This window comes from Mesorhizobium sp. WSM4815, assembly GCF_055811575.1.
This window is the reverse complement of record NZ_JBVVQS010000089.1, coordinates 1-17226: the sequence shown is the minus strand read 5'-3', so window position 1 is coordinate 17226 and position 17226 is coordinate 1. Positions and strand designations below refer to the sequence as shown.

General features: G+C 60.7%; 17 protein-coding genes and 1 pseudogene. 14 read left to right on the top strand and 4 right to left on the bottom strand.

The features are described 5' to 3' along the window. Positions 1 to 24 precede the first annotated feature (24 nt). The gene (hemN, locus tag AC0L2B_RS11765) at positions 25 to 1374 is read right to left on the bottom strand and encodes an oxygen-independent coproporphyrinogen III oxidase (RefSeq protein ID WP_473512910.1); all 1350 of its coding nucleotides are present in this window, start codon (positions 1372 to 1374) and stop codon (positions 25 to 27) included. A 157-nt stretch (positions 1375 to 1531) separates the two neighbouring features. On the opposite strand from hemN, the gene AC0L2B_RS11760 reads away from it, so the two are divergent. Next, complete coding sequence (locus tag AC0L2B_RS11760; RefSeq protein ID WP_473512909.1) at positions 1532 to 2296, top strand: Crp/Fnr family transcriptional regulator; 765 nt, start codon at positions 1532 to 1534, stop codon at positions 2294 to 2296. Here the strand turns inward: AC0L2B_RS11760 and AC0L2B_RS11755 are convergent. Continuing rightward, a pseudogene (locus AC0L2B_RS11755) lies at positions 2233 to 2754 on the bottom strand (IS481 family transposase); the annotation flags it as partial. The gene AC0L2B_RS11760 and the pseudogene AC0L2B_RS11755 overlap by 64 nt on opposite strands. A 123-nt stretch (positions 2755 to 2877) precedes the next feature. Here AC0L2B_RS11755 and ccoN point away from each other — a divergent pair. The 13 genes from ccoN (at position 2878) to AC0L2B_RS11690 (ending at position 15370) form a co-directional block, all read left to right on the top strand. After that, a complete protein-coding gene (gene ccoN / locus AC0L2B_RS11750) occupies positions 2878 to 4509 on the top strand; it encodes a cytochrome-c oxidase, cbb3-type subunit I (protein WP_473512845.1) in 1632 nt (543 codons plus the stop codon). Further along, positions 4500 to 5231 carry a cytochrome-c oxidase, cbb3-type subunit II gene (gene ccoO / locus AC0L2B_RS11745; RefSeq protein WP_077376382.1) on the top strand — a complete coding sequence of 244 codons (732 nt, stop codon included), beginning with the start codon at positions 4500 to 4502 and terminating at the stop codon, positions 5229 to 5231. Before ccoN ends, ccoO begins: the two co-directional genes overlap by 10 nt. Positions 5232 to 5242: 11 nt before the next feature. After that, on the top strand, positions 5243 to 5392 hold the full coding sequence (locus AC0L2B_RS11740) for a CcoQ/FixQ family Cbb3-type cytochrome c oxidase assembly chaperone (protein WP_040591650.1): 150 nt from the start codon (positions 5243 to 5245) through the stop codon (positions 5390 to 5392). Positions 5393 to 5394: 2 nt separating this feature from the next. Continuing rightward, complete coding sequence (ccoP, locus tag AC0L2B_RS11735; protein WP_473512844.1) at positions 5395 to 6258, top strand: cytochrome-c oxidase, cbb3-type subunit III; 864 nt, start codon at positions 5395 to 5397, stop codon at positions 6256 to 6258. Between the two features lie 171 nt (positions 6259 to 6429). Then, the gene (gene ccoG / locus AC0L2B_RS11730; protein ID WP_473512843.1) at positions 6430 to 7983 is read left to right on the top strand and encodes a cytochrome c oxidase accessory protein CcoG; all 1554 of its coding nucleotides are present in this window, start codon (positions 6430 to 6432) and stop codon (positions 7981 to 7983) included. Next, a complete protein-coding gene (locus AC0L2B_RS11725) occupies positions 7980 to 8477 on the top strand; it encodes a FixH family protein (protein ID WP_473512842.1) in 498 nt (165 codons plus the stop codon). Before ccoG ends, AC0L2B_RS11725 begins: the two co-directional genes overlap by 4 nt. Then, on the top strand, positions 8474 to 10756 hold the full coding sequence (locus AC0L2B_RS11720) for a cation-translocating P-type ATPase (RefSeq protein WP_473512841.1): 2283 nt from the start codon (positions 8474 to 8476) through the stop codon (positions 10754 to 10756). The genes AC0L2B_RS11725 and AC0L2B_RS11720 overlap by 4 nt, the downstream gene beginning before the upstream one ends. After that, positions 10753 to 10908 (top strand): cbb3-type cytochrome oxidase assembly protein CcoS, encoded by a 156-nt coding sequence (gene ccoS / locus AC0L2B_RS11715; protein WP_008871940.1) that lies wholly within the window; start codon positions 10753 to 10755, stop codon positions 10906 to 10908. The genes AC0L2B_RS11720 and ccoS overlap by 4 nt, the downstream gene beginning before the upstream one ends. A 205-nt stretch (positions 10909 to 11113) precedes the next feature. Next, positions 11114 to 11236, top strand: a complete 123-nt coding sequence (locus tag AC0L2B_RS11710) for a hypothetical protein (RefSeq protein WP_473512840.1) — start codon at positions 11114 to 11116, stop codon at positions 11234 to 11236. Beyond that, positions 11233 to 13218, top strand: coding sequence for a glycoside hydrolase family 127 protein (locus AC0L2B_RS11705; protein ID WP_473745474.1), 1986 nt, complete (start codon positions 11233 to 11235; stop codon positions 13216 to 13218). The genes AC0L2B_RS11710 and AC0L2B_RS11705 overlap by 4 nt, the downstream gene beginning before the upstream one ends. Positions 13219 to 13222: 4 nt before the next feature. Continuing rightward, on the top strand, positions 13223 to 13513 hold the full coding sequence (locus AC0L2B_RS11700) for a hypothetical protein (protein ID WP_473745473.1): 291 nt from the start codon (positions 13223 to 13225) through the stop codon (positions 13511 to 13513). Between the two features lie 124 nt (positions 13514 to 13637). Then, a complete protein-coding gene (gene ubiM, locus AC0L2B_RS11695) occupies positions 13638 to 14819 on the top strand; it encodes a 5-demethoxyubiquinol-8 5-hydroxylase UbiM (protein ID WP_473512837.1) in 1182 nt (393 codons plus the stop codon). A 125-nt stretch (positions 14820 to 14944) separates the two neighbouring features. Then, a complete protein-coding gene (locus AC0L2B_RS11690) occupies positions 14945 to 15370 on the top strand; it encodes an EAL domain-containing protein (RefSeq protein WP_473512836.1) in 426 nt (141 codons plus the stop codon). A gap of 285 nt (positions 15371 to 15655) precedes the next feature. On the opposite strand, the gene AC0L2B_RS11685 is transcribed toward AC0L2B_RS11690, so the two are convergent. Next, positions 15656 to 16432, bottom strand: a complete 777-nt coding sequence (locus AC0L2B_RS11685) for a sulfite exporter TauE/SafE family protein (protein ID WP_065010507.1) — start codon at positions 16430 to 16432, stop codon at positions 15656 to 15658. 122 nt (positions 16433 to 16554) lie between these two features. After that, a partial coding sequence (locus tag AC0L2B_RS11680; RefSeq protein WP_473745471.1) for a TCP-1/cpn60 chaperonin family protein occupies positions 16555 to 17226 on the bottom strand: 672 nt, incomplete at its 5' end.

Genomic DNA, 17226 nt, shown 5'->3' with positions numbered 1-17226 from the left:
GTCACCGCGACCGCACTCTTTGGCTCAAACTGCAACCGAGTGCCTGGCCCTTCCGCTTTGGAAATATTTGTCGAACCTGGCCGCGATGCTTCGGACGAATGGGCGACTTTCAGCCGGCACGACGAAACGGTCGCCATCCAGTTCAAGCAATCGAACGGGATCGTGGAGGGCCATGGTACTCGACTCAAGAAGGAGCTTCTGGCCGGCTTTGCCGAAGCGTTCCACCAGATCGACTGCCGAGAAGGCGAAATCACACATTAGCCTCTCGATGATCCAGCCGCGAACGCGGTCGTCGTCGGAAAGCGCGATACCGCGGACAACCGCCAGCCCGCCATGCGCGACTATACTTCCGTACTCGGCGGTTGAAATATTGTTCTGCACGTAGCCCTGGCGAAAACGGCCGATGGACGAAGGGCCAAACCCGATCAGTGTCTCGCAGCGATCCTCCGTGTAGCCCTGAAAACTGCGATGCAAAGCCCCTGCGCGCGCCGCTATCGCCAAGGCATCGCCTGGCTTGGCGAAATGATCGAGCCCTATTGCTTCATACCCCTTGTCCACAATCGCTCGCGCGGCGAGTTGCGATTGCGCCAAGCGCTCCGTGGGGCCAGGCAGCCACGCCTCTTTGATTATCGTCTGATGCTTCTTGAACCAGGGCACATGCGCGTAGCCGAACAGCGCCATCCTGTCCGGTTCCAGGGTCAGCGCCTGCGCTACGGTGGAACAGACGCTCTCCCTGCTCTGGTGAGGCAATCCGTAAAGCAGGTCCAGATTGACGGAACCGACGCCGCGGGAGCGAACTCCGTCGACGACAGCTTTCGTTTGCAAAAAGCTTTGCTCGCGGTTGATTGCCTTTTGCACTTTTGGCTCAAAATCCTGGACGCCGAGACTCGCCCTGGTCATGCCGATTTCGGCCAGCGCATCAAGGCGCGCCTCATCGATGTCGTTTGGATCGATCTCGACGCTGATTTTTGTGTCCGGGACAAAATCGAAGCTGTCCCGCAAGAACGCGCCAAGCGCCACCATGTCCCCGGGCTTCAGCATGGTGGGCGAACCGCCGCCGAAGTGGACTGCGCGGACATGCCCCTTGCCGCTGACGAGTCCCGCAACCGTCGCGATCTCCGCGTGTAGCGAGCGCAGATAGGCCGTCACCGGCTCATAGTGGCGCGTCTGTTTGGTATGACACGCACAGAACCAGCAGAGTCTGTCGCAATAGGGGATGTGCAGATAGAGCGAGATCTCGCCGCCACTTTTGAGCGCCTCCAGCCAGCCACGATAAACCGCAGGATTGACGCCCGTGTGGAAATGCGGTGCAGTCGGATAACTGGTATAACGCGGGACGTTCTCGCCAACCCGGGCAGCTAATTCGGACTGCATGTCGTGGTCCACCATGTTTGCATCGCTGGAACTCTGGGCTTATTGGCAAGCCAAAGCCCTGATTTCGGTCAATCAGCAACTCGGACAAACTGCCGCAAGGATTTTTCTACCTTAGATTGGTATCCTGCCGGCACTTGGGATCGGGTTGAGCGAGCGCATGTCAGTACGGCGAGACATTTACATTTCCGGTATCCCCGTTCTTTGCGTCCATTGCGAAGCACGGCATCGCGGCGTCTGCGGTTCGCTTCGTCCAGACAATTTGGTTGGGCTCGCCAAGACTTGCTCGCGGCGCCAGATCGAGTCAGGAGTGGAACTGATCGGCGACGCACAGGCGGTCGACAGCTATTCGAACCTGGTTTCAGGCGTGGTTAAACTGACAAAGAGCCTTTCCGATGGTCGCCAGCAGATCGTCGGTCTCCAGTTTGCACCGCATTTTCTGGGACGTCCTTTTAAGGTGGAAAGCTCGATCAATGCGGAAGCGGTGACAGCTGTCACGCTGTGCTCGTTTCCAAGGGCAGCCGTCGAACGGATGATGAAGGGGTCGCCGGAATTCGAGCATCGCCTGCTCAAGCAGACGCTGAATGAACTCGATGAAGCACGCGAGTGGCTGGTGACGTTGGGGCGCAAGACCGCATCGGAAAAGGTGGCGAGTTTTCTCCTCATGATCGCTCGGAATATGGATTCCGGTGTTGACCCGGTAGCCAGGTCAGCGTCCTTCGATCTGCCGCTGACGCGCGCCGAGATGTCTGATTTTCTTGGAATTACGAACGAGACTGTGAGCCGGCAGCTGACGCAATTGCGGGCTGACGGCGTGATTCGGATCGAGAACACACGCCATGTGACGGTGGACAGCATGAGCCGGCTGCGCTCGATGTCGATGCCGAGCCTGAGCCAGAAGACCGACAGCCTGGACAGGTTATAGAGGCCGTTCGGCGAAGAGAAGGTACAGGCCGTTGTCGCTCCTGATGGCGGAAGGCAGGCCGCGTTCCCTGAACAGGCGGATGGCGGCCTCGATGACCGGTCCTTCCTTCTTCGATTCGAGCGCTTCGCAGGCGAGCAGGTAGCGCGAGGCCTGGTCGGTGACCGTCACAATTCGACCATCGCCCGCCGGAATTCCCCTTAGAAGTCCGTGCACCATAACGCGTTGGTGCTAGTTGCGTGCCGAAGCGCTGCCGCTGACGGGCGCGCTTTACAGGCCGTGACGATCGAGCAGGCATGCGCCGTGCTCTTCGAGGGTATGCGGACATCGCCGGCGAGCCTCCTAATCAGGAGCTCCCTAATCTTCATGGCGCCCAGTGGGTTGGCTTGTCCTTCTTGGTTGCGACGATCGTCAGCTCGATCTGGTCGGGCAGGCTTGGCGTAGCGCACCGGCCGCCGTGAAGGTCAACCTAGCTGCCGAAAAATCGTGCGGCCCCCTGACATGGATCAGGGCGAGCAGGCGGCGGCTGCGCAATTGATGCACAGCGGATTTGGCGTCCGCCGGGTTCGAGATCGGGATTTGCGATGAAATTCGGCACAGAGATCGTGCTTCTAAGCCTGTTTGCTTTTGCGGCCCTGGTGGCTGCCGGTTTCGGCGTAGATGAACCTTTCCGCCAGCATATGTGGGTGTTGTTCTTCGCCGTAGCTGGTTTCACCGCGATCCTGTTGCGCAATACGGAGTTCAAGCCCGCAGTTCCGATAGACCCCGCCGCTTTTATGGACGGTCCAATCCGTTACGGGGCCGTCGCGACGGTGTTTTGGGGCGTCGTAGGCATGCTGGTTGGTGTGGTCATCGCGCTGCAGCTTGCCTATCCCGATCTCAGCGTCGAGCCCTGGTTCAACTTTGGCCGCTTGCGGCCGTTGCATACATCCGGCGTGGTTTTTGCCTTCGGCGGCAATGCGCTGCTTTGCACGTCCCTTTATGTCGTACAGCGCACCTGCCGCGCCCGGCTGTTCGGCGGCAATCTCGCCTGGTTCGTGTTCTGGGGCTATCAGCTGTTCATCGTCATGGCTGCGACGGGCTACCTGCTCGGCATCACCGAAAGCCGCGAATACGCCGAGCCCGAATGGTATGTGGATCTTTGGCTGACCATCGTCTGGGTCGCCTACCTCGTCCTGTTCCTCGGCACCATCCTGAAGCGCAGGGAACCGCACATCTACGTCGCCAACTGGTTCTACCTGTCCTTCATCGTGACCATCGCGATGCTGCATGTGATCAACAACCTGTCGATGCCAGCCTCGTTCGTGGGTTCAAAAAGCTATTCAGCCTTCTCCGGCGTCCAGGACGCCTTGACGCAGTGGTGGTACGGCCACAATGCCGTGGGCTTCTTTCTCACCGCCGGCTTCCTTGGCATGATGTACTATTTCGTGCCCAAGCAGGCGAACCGGCCAGTCTATTCCTACCGGCTGTCGATCATCCACTTCTGGGCGCTGATCTTTCTCTACATCTGGGCCGGCCCGCACCACCTCCACTATACCGCCTTGCCCGACTGGGCGCAGACTCTCGGCATGGCGTTCTCGATCATGCTTTGGATGCCCTCCTGGGGCGGCATGATCAACGGCCTGATGACGCTGTCCGGCGCCTGGGACAAGCTGCGGACGGACCCGATCATCCGCATGATGGTCATGGCCATAGCCTTCTATGGCATGTCCACTTTCGAAGGCCCGATGATGTCGATCAAGACGGTCAATTCGCTCTCGCACTACACCGACTGGACCATCGGGCACGTGCATTCCGGCGCACTCGGTTGGGTCGGCATGATCTCGTTCGGCGCGATCTATTTCATGGTGCCGAAGTTGTGGAACCGCGAGCGGCTCTATTCGCTGCGGCTCGTCAACTGGCACTTCTGGCTGGCAACGCTCGGGATCGTCGTCTACGCCGCGGTGATGTGGGTCTCCGGCGTTATGCAGGGCCTGATGTGGCGCGAATACGACGAGCAGGGCTTTCTGGTCTTCTCGTTCGCCGAAACTGTCGCCGCCATGCATCCGTACTACATCATGCGTGCCATCGGCGGCGCGATGTACCTGTCCGGCGCGCTGATCATGGCATGGAACGTCACCATGACAATCCTCGGCTACCAGCGCGAGGAGAAACCGATGCCGCGTCCCATCGCCGCCGTCCGACCTGCGCGATCAGGAGCCAGAAAATGGGCTTGATGGACAAACACGCCGTAATCGAGAAGAACGCCACGCTTCTTCTCGTCGGCTCCCTTCTGGTGGTGACGATCGGCGGCATCGTCGAGATCGCGCCGCTCTTCTATCTCGACAATACGATCGAGAAGGTCGAAGGCATGCGGCCCTATTCGCCGCTCGAACTCGCTGGCCGCAACATCTATGTGCGCGAGGGCTGCTACCTCTGCCACAGCCAAATGATCAGGCCGTTCCGCGATGAGGTCGAGCGCTATGGGCACTACAGTCTGGCGGCCGAGTCGATGTACGACCACCCGTTCCAGTGGGGATCGAAACGCACAGGACCGGATCTCGCGCGGGTGGGCGACCGTTATTCCAATGGATGGCACGTTCAGCACCTTGTGGATCCGCGCTCCGTGGTGCCGGAATCGATCATGCCGAGCTACGCGTTCCTGAAGGAAATGCCGATTGAGGTGAAGGACTTCTCGACGCACCTGATCGCGAACAGCCGTGTGGGCGTGCCCTACTCCGACGACATGATCGCGAGCGCGAATGCCGATCTCATGGCGCAGGCAGATCCCAACATCGACACATCCGGTCTTGAAGCGCGGTATCCAAAGGCCAAGCTCGGTGACTTCGATGGCAATCCGCAACAGGTCAGCGAGATGGACGCGCTGGTCGCTTACCTCCAGATGCTTGGCACTCTGGTCGATTTCAAAAACTACGACGAAGCCGCCGGTTACCGCTGAGGAGAATGGTGATGACCTACAACTTCATGCGGGCGTTTGCCGACACTTGGGGCCTGCTCGCTATGGCGCTGTTCTTCGTCGGATGCATCACCTTTGCGCTCCGTCCCGGCAGCAGGACGCGAGCCGACGAAGCTGCTCAAATCCCTCTCAAGGACGACTGATCATGAGCGGTGAGCACATTGACGAAGTCTCCGACGTCTCGACCACCGGCCATGAATGGGACGGGATCAAGGAGCTCAACAATCCGCTCCCGCGCTGGTGGGTGATCACCTTCTACGTCACCATAGTCTGGGCGATCGGCTACACCATCGCTTATCCCGCATGGCCTATGCTAAGCTCCGCCACCCGAGGCGTGCTCGTCTATTCCAGCCGCAACGATGTCAAGAATGAGCTGGCAGCGGCCGAGGTCGCCGAGGGCAAGTATGTTGCCGCCCTTCAGGCGAAGACTGTCGCCGAGATTGCCGCCGACGATGTTTTGCGCGGATTCGCTATCGCGGCCGGTGGCGCCGCCTTCAAGGTCAATTGCGTTCAGTGCCATGGCTCCGGCGCCCAGGGTTCGAAGGGCTTTCCCAACCTGAATGATGACGATTGGCTGTGGGGCGGCAAGGCCGAGCAGATCCAGCAGACAATCACGCACGGCATCCGCGTTGCCTCAGACCCCGACACGCGCCTGTCGGAAATGCCGGCGTTTGGTGACATCATTACGCCCGAGCAGATTACACAGGTCAGCGCTTATGTCTCGAGTCTCTCCGGCGCTGTTGGCGATCAAGCAATGGTCATACCCGGCGCCAATGTTTTCGCCGAGAATTGTGCCGCCTGTCATGGTGATAATGCAAAGGGAAACACGGAGCTTGGCGCACCCGACCTGACCGACGCGATCTGGCTCTACGGGGCGGGCGAGACGGCTATTGCCGCGCAGGTTCGCGCGCCAAAGCAAGGCGTCATGCCGGCCTGGGGTGGGCGTCTCGGCGAGGTCAAGGTCAAGGAACTTGCGGTCTATGTCCATTCGCTTGGCGGCGGAGAATAGGAACGGAAGCCTATTCTCGGCCCTCCCCCTGCCAAGCGACGAGGCCCGGCGCGAGCCGGGCCTCGACACCATTCCGGCTGCGACCTGCATCAACACGGGGCGGACTGCCCACGGCGAGGCTGTTCGTTGGGCGGCCCTGACATCGGCAGGGGGACTGGAGATGCTATGTGGGTGAAAACGCAGACAGAACCGCCCGAAGCAGAAGCGATCGACTCCCCCAACACCCGTGAGCCGCTTTATGCCCCACGCAAGAAGGTTTTCCCGAAGCGAATCTCGGGCAATTTCCGTCGCTTCAAATGGCTGGTGATGGCGATCACCCTGGGCATCTACTATCTGACGCCCTGGCTGCGCTGGGACCGAGGTCCGTTTGCTCCCGATCAGGCCGTGCTGATCGATCTTGCCAACCGCCGCTTCTATTTCTTGTTCATAGAGATTTGGCCGCAGGAATTCTTCTATGTGGCCGGCCTTCTCGTGATGGCCGGCATCGGCCTTTTCCTGATCACATCCACAGTCGGCAGAGCCTGGTGCGGCTATACCTGTCCGCAGACCGTATGGGTCGATCTGTTTCTGGTTGTGGAGCGTGCGATCGAGGGAGATCGCAATGCCCGCATGAAACTTGACGCCGGACCGTGGACCGCGCGCAAGCTTGTGCTGCGTGGATCGAAACACGCGATCTGGCTGGCCATAGCGTCAGCGACCGGCGGCGCCTGGATCTTCTATTTCGCCGATGCGCCAATGCTGATTGGCGAGGTCTTCGTTGGCACCGCGGCGCCGGTCGCCTACATCACCATCGGCGTGCTGACGGCAACCACCTACACATTCGGCGGGCTGATGCGCGAGCAGGTCTGCACCTATATGTGCCCGTGGCCGCGCATTCAGGCGGCCATGCTCGATGAAAATTCGCTCACCGTGACCTACAATGACTGGCGCGGCGAACCTCGCTCGCGGCACGCCAAAAAGGTCCAGGCCGCGGGGCAGCCGGTCGGAGACTGCGTCGATTGCAATGCCTGTGTCGCCGTCTGCCCGATGGGGATCGACATTCGCGACGGCCAGCAGCTCGAATGCATCACTTGCGCGCTGTGCATCGATGCCTGCGATGGCGTCATGGACAAGCTCGGCAAGGAGCGCGGGCTGATCTCCTATGCGACGCTGTCCGATTACAACGCCAACATGGCGGTAGCGACTGCAGGCGGCTCCTGCTCGGTGAACCCGTCGCTCGTCCGGACCGACGGCGGCGCTTTCTCCGACAGGTTTGCCCATTTCCATATCCGCAAGATCTTTCGGCCGCGCACCTCCATCTACATGGGTGCATGGTCGGCGGTCGGCATTGCGCTGCTCTATTCGCTGCTGACGCGCGACCGGCTCGAGGTCAACGTTCTGCACGACCGCAACCCGCAGTTCGTCACGCTGTCCGACGGTTCAATCCGCAACGGCTACTCCGTCAAGCTGCTCAACATGATCCCCGAGCCAAGGACGATCGTTGTCACGATGCAGGGCCTGCGGGGAGCCGAAATGAGCGTCGTTGGTATCGACCTTCCCGCAGACCGGTCCTTCGCCGTCGCGGTCGAACCCGACCGCCTGAAGATGCTGAAGGTTTTCGTGCGTCAGCCGGCGGACCAGGTCGGAAGCGCAACACAAACGTTCAAATTCCTGGTCGAGGACAAGGCGAGTTTCGAAACGGACGAATACACCGCCACCTTCAACGCCCCGGAGATCGCCAGATGAGCGCCAATACGCAAAAAACCCGCGAATTCACCGGCAGGCATATGTTGCTCATCATTCTCAGTTTTTTCGGCGTGATCGTTGGTGTGAATCTGACCATGGCAACACTCGCCAGCACAAGCTGGACCGGTCTTGTCGTCGAAAATACCTATGTCGCGAGCCAGCAGTTCAACCGGATCGCCGAAGAAGGGCGCGCGCAGGCCGCACTCGGCTGGACAGGCAAATTGACGATCTCTTGGGGTGAAGTCCGCTACAGTCTCAGCGATGCCGCCGGCAAACCGATTCCGTTGCGCAGTGTCAAGGTGCTGTTTCGTCATCCCGCCTACGAGGGCGCGGACAAAGCCGTCACTCTCGCCACTGCCTCGGGCCAGGAATTTGCCGCCCAGCACACGCCAAGGGACGGCGTCTGGATCGTCCAAGTCGACGCCGATGCTGGTCTCGCAGAACCCTATCGCGACGTCCGTCGAATTATAATTTCCCATGGAGCGTTACAATGAGCTGCTGTGCACCGGGCGCCGAAACGGCGCTGGATCTGGAAAGCAGCATATCCGTCCTGCCATCAACCCAGGAGGTCAGGCTGGCGAGCCGCTCGCTTGGCGGCGATCTGCACCAAACCGACCTCTCGGTCCCGACGGTGCATTGCGCAGCCTGCATCCAGAGTATCGAGACGGCGCTTGGAAAACTCGATCGCGTCGAGGGTGTACGTGTCAACCTGTCGACGAAACGGGTTGCGATCCGGTGGCGCGGAAATGAGGTTCCACCGTTTGTCGCCGCGCTTGGACGGCTGGGATACGAAGCGCATTTGTTCGCGCCCGAGACAGGGGAGAAGGACAAGACGCTATCGGAGCTGATCCGGGCCGTGGGGGTTGCCGGCTTTGCAGCGGGCAACATCATGCTGCTTTCAATGTCGGTCTGGTCCGGCGCTGAAGGTGCGACCCGCGACCTGTTCCACTGGGTCTCGGCACTGATCGCCATCCCCGCGCTCGCCTTCGCCGGTGGCATCTACTTCCGCTCGGCATGGAACGCATTGCGTCACGGCCGCATGAACATGGATGTGCCGATTGCGGTTGGTGTCTCGCTCGCCTACGCGATGAGCCTTTACGAAACCATCAACCATGGCGATCACGCTTACTTCGATGCATCGGTATCGCTGCTGTTCTTCCTGCTGATCGGCCGCACGCTTGATCACGTGATGCGCGAGCGTGCCCGGACCGCGGTGAACGGTCTGTCACGGCTGGCGGCGCGCGGCGCCACAGTATTGCGCGACGATGGCACGCGCGACTACCGGCCGGTTGGCGAGATCGAACCAGGCATGCAGTTGCTGATCGCTGCCGGCGAACGGATTCCCGTCGACGGCAAGGTCATTCGAGGCTCTTCGGATCTCGACTGTTCACTGGTTTGCGGTGAGAGCACACCCAGAACCGTGGCGACAGGGGAAACCGTGCAGGCCGGCACGCACAATCTCACCGGCCCGCTGACCATCGAGGCGACAGCCGCCGCAAAAGACTCCTTCCTGGCCGAAATGGTCCGGCTGATGGAAGCCGCCGAGGGCGGTCGCGCGCATTATCGCAGGATCGCCGAGCGCGTTTCAGCGCTCTATGCTCCAGTGGTTCATCTGACCGCCTTCCTGACGTTCCTTGGCTGGATGGCGGCGACCGGCGATTGGCACCGGGCAGTAACAAACGCAATCGCCGTTCTCATCATCACATGCCCATGTGCGCTCGGTCTCGCCGTGCCGATCGTGCAGGTCGTCGCTGCGCGGCGTCTGTTCGAAAGCGGTGTCATGGTCAAGGATGGTTCGGCCATGGAGCGCCTGGCGGCGATCGACACGGCCGTGTTCGACAAGACAGGAACGCTTACGCTCGGACAGCCCCGGCTCGTCAATGCGTCGTCAGTCGATCCGGCCATGCTGGCAATCGCTGCCGAGATGGCCGCGCACTCCCGTCACCCGCATTCAAACGCCATTGCCACCTTTGCCGGTTTCGCCGGTCAGCCAAAGCTCGAAGCTGTCAGCGAACACCCCGGATTCGGCATCGAAGCCACCGCGAGGGGAAGCACCTGGCGACTGGGGCGGCGCGATTGGGCTGGATGGAAGGCCCGAACCGGTGGCGAAAGCAGATACGGCGGAACGGTTCTGACCAAAGACGGGATCATCGTGGCGTCCTTTGTCTTCAAGGACGCGCTGCGTCCGGACGCCAGGGCGGCCATCGAGCAATTGAACAACGCCCGAGTTTCCGTGGAAATGCTGTCGGGCGATACCGGGGCTGCCTGCGGCGAGGTCGCGACGACGTTGGGGATACATCACTTTGTTCCGGCGCTGCTTCCTTCGGGCAAGGTCAAGTATATTGAAAGCCTGGCGAAGGACGGCCACAAGGTGCTCATGGTTGGCGACGGCCTCAACGACACCCCTGCGCTGGGCGCGGCACATGTCTCGATCGCTCCAGCCACGGCGGCCGATGTCGGCCGCAAAGCTGCGGATTTCGTGTTCCTGCACGAAAGCCTGTCGGCCGTCTCCCTTGCCCTCGACGTTTCGCGAAAGGCCGGACAACTGATCCGGCAAAACATCGCCATCGCGATTGTCTACAACGCCATTGCCGTCCCGATCGCCATTTTGGGGCAGGTAACACCATTGATTGCGGCAATCGCGATGTCGGCCTCATCACTGCTTGTCATTGGCAATGCGTCGAGGCTGCAAGGTTTTGTGCCAGACGTGCCAAGGAGAACTGCTCCGCCTGATAGCCGCTCCCACACCGGCACATTGACGCAACCCTCATGACAATCCTGGTCTATCTCATACCGGTGGCTCTGTTGTTGGGCGGGCTTGGACTGTCTGGCTTCCTGTGGGCCCTGAGGAGTGGTCAATACGAGGATCTCGACGGAGCCGCCGAGCGTATCCTCATTGACCGGGACGAGAGGCCGGAACGCTGATTCCGTCACTCGAGGGCCTGCGTCGCCCATTCCGCCATGCAAGCGGCTGATGCCACGAAGTACCTCCCACGGCCGGACGAGCGCTGGCGATCCAACGGAGCGGATAGACCGGCGGCGCGGGTTTGTCGTGTCTGGCTGACCCAGATCAGTGCTGTCTCCTCATCGCCCTGATTTCAATGGACGAGTCTTTTCAAGGGGAGAACGCATGTCTAGCGGGACGGAAGCTGAGCGGCATCAGGTGCTGGCGGTGTTCGCCGGGGGCGCCGGCATTGTCGAAGCCGTGAGCAGGCCGGCGCACGTCATTGCAGGAGCCGATGCGTTCGAATGAGCGAGTTCAAGCCAGTTCGGTTCGTTGATGTCGCGCTGGAGGGGCAATTCTGGCGCGAGAGGCTGGAGACGGTGCTGACACGGACCATCCCCAGCCAGCACGTCCAGCTTGGCAAGCAAGGTGTATTGCTGTCCCTCACACTGCCGAACCAGTCGCTGCCACTGAGCGTCCCAGGCAACGAGCACGATTCCGGGCAGGTGTTCTGGGATTCCGACGCTGGCAAGTGGATAGAAGCAGCATCCTACGCGCTGTCACACAGGCGTGATCCCGACATCGAGGCATGGATCGAAAATATTGTCGATGATCTCGAAAAGGCGCAGGCTCCCGACGGTTATCTGAACTGCTGGTACCTGCAGCGCGAGCCCGACAAGCGCTGGACCAACCTGCGCGACAATCACGAACTCTACAATCTTGGACATCTGCTCGAGGGCGGTATCGCCTACTTCCTCGCGACGGGCCGGCGCCGGCTCCTGGACATCCTTGAGCGGTATGTTGACCATGTGCGCAAGACATTCGGCCCGAACCCCGGCCAGAAGCGCGGCTATTGCGGCCATCAGGAAATCGAGCTGGCCCTCGTTAAGCTCTATCGCTTGACTGGAGACAGAATGCATCTCGACCTCGCGGCCTATTTCATGAATGAGCGCGGGCGTCAGCCGCACTACTTCGATCAGGAAGCGGTCGCGCGCGGGGAGAACCCCAGGGATTTCAGGGCGCAAAGATATGAGTACAACCAGTCGCACAGGCCGGTGCGCGAGCAAACTAAGGTGGTCGGACATGCGGTCCGAGCGATGTACATGCTTTCTGCCATGGCCGACCTCGCGGCGGAACTGAATGACGACAGCCTCAAGAAAGCATGCGAGGTGCTCTGGGCCGACGTCATCTCCTCGAAAATCTACATCACGTCCGGCTTGGGTCCGGCTGCCGCGAATGAAGGCTTTACCGAGGATCACGAACTGCCGAACGATACGGCGTATGCGGAGACCTGCGCCTCGGTAGGCCTGATCTTCTGGGCACATCGCATGCTGCATCTCGAACTCGACGGCCGATACGCCGACGTTCTGGAACAGGCGTTGTTCAACGGCGCGCTGACCGGCCTTTCGCGCGATGGCGAGCGCTATTTCTACTCCAATCCGCTCGAGAGCGATGGGCGACGCAGCAGATGGGCCTGGCACTCATGCCCATGCTGCACGATGAATTCGTCTCGTTTGATTGCTTCGATCGGAGGCTATTTCGTCTCGGCCAGTGAAAACGCAATCGCCTTCCATCTCTACGGCGGCGTTTCGACGAACATCCAACTCGCTACGGGCAATGTGTTCCTGCGGGAAACCAGCGCCTATCCATTTTTCGGCTCGATCAGGATCGAGGTCAGCCCTGACGCGCCGGCCGAATTCACGATCAACCTCCGCATTCCCGGTTGGGCTCATGAAGCCGAAGCTTCGGTCGGGGGATGTGCAGTCGACGTGACGGCATGCACCAGAAATGGCTATCTTGCGATCTCGCGGCTATGGAATGCCGGAGACACCATCGCCCTCGAACTACCGATTTCTCCCGAGCGCATCTATGCTCATCCCTCGGTCAAGCAGGATATCGGCCGGGTGGCGCTCAAGCGCGGGCCGTTGGTTTATTGCGTTGAAGAAGTCGACAATCCCGGAGGGGCGGTGCAGCAGCTCAAACTGCCGCGAGGCGCCAGGATCGAAACGGTGGAACGGGGCGATCTCTTCGATGGGCGTGGTCACGCTGACCGCCTCCGCAGAGCGTGTCGAAGACCAAGCGTGGGGAGACAGCCTGTACAGGAATGCGCCCCCGATCGTTTCGGGCTGCCGGCTAACCGCCCTGCCATACTATCTCTGGAACAATCGGGCAAAAGGCTCGATGCAAGTGTGGCTGCTGGAAAGCTGAATGGCCGAGGTGAGAAACCCGTTGGTTGGCTGGCTATCTGCCCAGGTGAGCGGAGTATGCCAAAGTTTTGTTTGCAGGAGTGAACGGATGTCGCGATTTCGCCTATTGACGATCTTCATGTCGGGAATGCTGGGAACGGCGACGTTGCCGGATCCAGTCGCCTCGGCACCAGTCCTCAACCCCGCCAATCGCAATGGGCTGGTCGAGCAGAACGAACTACTGATGCTGGAGAACAGGCTGCGGCGGCAGCAATATCAGCAGCAGCAGCAGCAGTTCCGTTCCCAGGATCGCGAGATCGCGCCGCAGCAACGGCCCGATCGACCGCTTACTTGCCAGCTACAGCCGTCAAGCAACGGCTTTGTGAGCATCTGCCGCTGATGAGGCGGCTTGCCACTTATTTAGGCGGCCATAGCTTGTGCGCGTCGTGCTTAACTAGCATCAGAGGCGTTTTTTCGCAGCTCGTGCTTGGGCACTGGAGAGCCTACGCGATGGCGCCACGCTGATGGCCGACTCCGATGACAGCTTCGACATCATTGTCGTTGGAGCGGGGCCGGTCGGACTTTGTTTCGCCGCATCACTCGCTCAAAGCCAACTCAAGGTCGCAGTTGTCGAACAGAACTCAATTGATACTCTCGCCAATCCGCCTTTTGACGGCCGGGAAATCGCGCTGACCCACGCCTCGATCAGAATCCTTCGCGAGATCGGCGCCTGGGATGCCATCCCCGCTTCGGACAAATCACAGCTTCACGGCGCGCGCGTGCTCAACGGTTCGAGCCCTTTCGCTCTGCGTTTCGATCCTCCCAGCGGGTCTGGAGAACCCCTCGGAGTTTTGGTCCCAAATTGCCGGATCCGCGACGCGCTGTTCAAGACAATCCACGTGCAGAATCACGCGCGGCTGCTGTGCGGCCACTCGGTCGTAGATGCAACAACCAGCCACACAGGAGCACTCGTAACGCTGTCTAATGGCGTGCAGTTGAACGCTAGCCTTGTGGTTGCCGCCGATTCACGTCTGTCGGCCACTCGTGATCTGCTCGGCATAGGCGCCGATATCAATCGGCTTGGCTACTCGATGCTAATATGCCGGGTGCGGCATGAGCGCCCCCACCACCAGGTGGCAATCGAATGGTTCGATCACCATCAGACGATAGCGATGTTGCCCCTGGCGGAGGGAGTGTCGTCGCTGCTGCTCACCCTGCGCTCAAACGAGGCCGATAGACTGCTTGCCTTCAGCGACCATTTGTTTCTGAGGGAATTGACGAACCGGTGTCGAGGGCGCCTTGGAAAAATGACCTTGGCAAGCAAGCGCCATACCTATCCGCTGGTCACGACTTGGGCGCACAAATTCCGAGCTCCCAGCGCCGCACTCATCGGCGACGCTGCCATCGGCATGCACCCGGTGACTGCGCATGGTTTCAACATCGGTATCAGCGGCCAGAAGCAACTCGCCTATGGAATCCTAACAGCATGTCGCGACGGTCGCGAGATTGCCGATCCCGACATGCTGCACGGATACGAAAGTTGGCTGCGCCTGTCAGCGGCGCCGCTCTTCCACGGCACGAACATTCTCGTCGGACTCTACTCAAGCGAGCACCCGGCGGCACGGCTTGCACGACATGTGGGGCTTCGGTTCGCCCAACATGCCCCCTTTATGCGGCATGGCATTTCGGCCATGCTTAGGCGATGAAACCGTACCAGCAGCTTTGGACCTTGCGCGATGAAAGAGGGCCTCATTCGCCGGAGTAATCGCTGCCCCTGCACGCAGAGGCGTAGCTTCCCGCGGGAGGCCCTAAATGTCGCCCCGAAGAGGTATTGTCACCGCGCGAATTGGAAGCCGGCGATATCGACGACATGGTTCTGAATGGTCTGGCGGCAAAAGACCTCCCAGCAACGATGTTCGAAATCGAGATTACCGAAGAATCCCCAGTAGATGGGCGCCTTTCACATGCCGGCATTTGCATCGCGCTCGATGACTTCGCCACCGGCTTTTCCACGTTGGCATCGCTCAAGGACAGTCGGATACGCAAGGTGAAAATAGACCAAGGCTTCATTCTCGGCCTAACCAAGTCTCGGGAGGACCGGCTGCTTGTCAAAACGGTGATCGATCTTGGTCGGGCGCTCGGGATCGATGTCATGGCCGAGGGCGTCGAAACAGAGGCAGACCGGCAAATTCTGCACAAGCTTAGCTGCAGAACCGCTCATATTCTCCAAGGCGGTGCCTTTGAGCCAAGCGCTTGAATTGGCACTAAAAGAGCACGCGAAGCAATGTTGATCGCCGCCGTCATCAGTCACTGCATCGAGCAGAGCAGTCACTGCATCGAGCAGAGCGTAAAAGGACCGATGGGCCGGGCGAGGCGGAAATCGGGAAACACGTTGATCACTGGCGTGCCATATGCTGTTCGTGGCGCAGGTTAGGTTTTCCAGGGTGGCAAGTCGCCTCCAGTCCGCGATTCACTTCGGTTACGCCGATCATGATGTCCGGAAGCAAAGCGAAGGCTTAGAAGGGTAGTCCGCTTGCTCAGGTCAGACGAATCCCAGTTGTTGGGCGGTCTGGAACAAAGCGAGCAGCATGATCAGGCAACCGACGAGCCGCAAAAGCGTCCGCTCGGCAATCGCCTTGAGCACCCATCCGGCAAGCGGAGCGGCGACTATGCCGCCCACGATCAGCCCCAGTACCGAGCTTGCATGTGTCGACAGCGCCCCCGCTTCCTGCCAGTGCCCACTGACGAGCGCGACGATGAAGGTGACGGACACCGCTAGCGTGATCAGGAACTCGGCCGCATTGACAGTGCCGATCACGTAGCGGGGCGGCGCGCCGGCGCCAAGCAATCCGGTCACGACCATCGGGCCCCATCCGCCGCCACCTGCGGCGTCGAGGAAGCCGCCTACAGTACCCAGCGGCGCCACAAGACGGGTAGGAACCGGATTGCTGGGGATCTTGCGGAACGACCGGAGGAACAGCCAGAGCCCGATCACAGCGAGATAGGTCGTGACGTAGGGCTTCACCATGTCGCCGTCGAACGAGGTCAGCACGAAGGCGCCGAGGCAGCCGCCGAGAATGCCGAAAGGAGCAAGCCGCCAGAACAGCTTCCAGTCGATATTGCGGTGGTAGTGGTGCGCCGTGCCGGAAGCGGCCGTGGTGAACACTTCCGCCGCGTGTACCGCGGCGGAAGCCTGCGCCGGCGGAACACCGAAGGAGAGCAGCACGGTGGAGGAGATCGCGCCATAGGCCATGCCTAACGCGCCGTCAACCGCCTGGGCGAGGAAGCCGACAATGGCGAACAGAATGAAGTCAGTCATTGGTGTCCGCCGTGAACGTGCCGCCGTATGTACCCTTGTGGATGTGGCATCCGGCTTGGCTCCGAGTCAGAGAAAAGGGCGGCATCGCTGCCGCCCATCGAGATTGTTGAAGTGCGTGGACCTTAGAAATCCATACCGCCCATACCGCCCATACCGCCCATGCCACCCATGCCACCGCCGGGCATGCCGGCAGGCATGCCGCCGCCAGCCGACTCCTTCTTCGGAGCCTCCGCGATCATGGCTTCGGTGGTGACCAGCAGGCCGGCGACCGAGGCCGCGTCCTGGAGAGCTGTGCGCACGACCTTGACCGGATCGACGATACCCATGGCGATCATGTCGCCATATTCACCGGTCTGGGCATTGAAGCCGAAGGTCGGGCCCGTGTTCTCGAGGATCTTGCCGGCAACGATCGATGCTTCCGCACCGGCGTTGGCCGCGATCTGGCGGGCCGGAGCCTGCAGCGCGCGACGCACGATGCTGATGCCAGCGGTCTGGTCGGAGTTGGCGCCGCTGACGGTGATGGCCAGCGAAGCGCGCAGAAGTGCGACGCCGCCGCCGGGAACGATGCCTTCTTCGACGGCCGCGCGGGTCGCGTTGAGGGCGTCGTCGACGCGGTCCTTCTTTTCCTTGACTTCGATCTCGGTCGCACCACCGACGCGGATGACGGCAACGCCGCCCGCCAGCTTGGCGAGACGTTCCTGCAGCTTCTCCTTGTCGTAGTCCGAGGTGGTCTCCTCGATCTGCTGCTTGATCTGGGCGACGCGGCCCTGGATCTCGGCCTTCTTGCCGGCGCC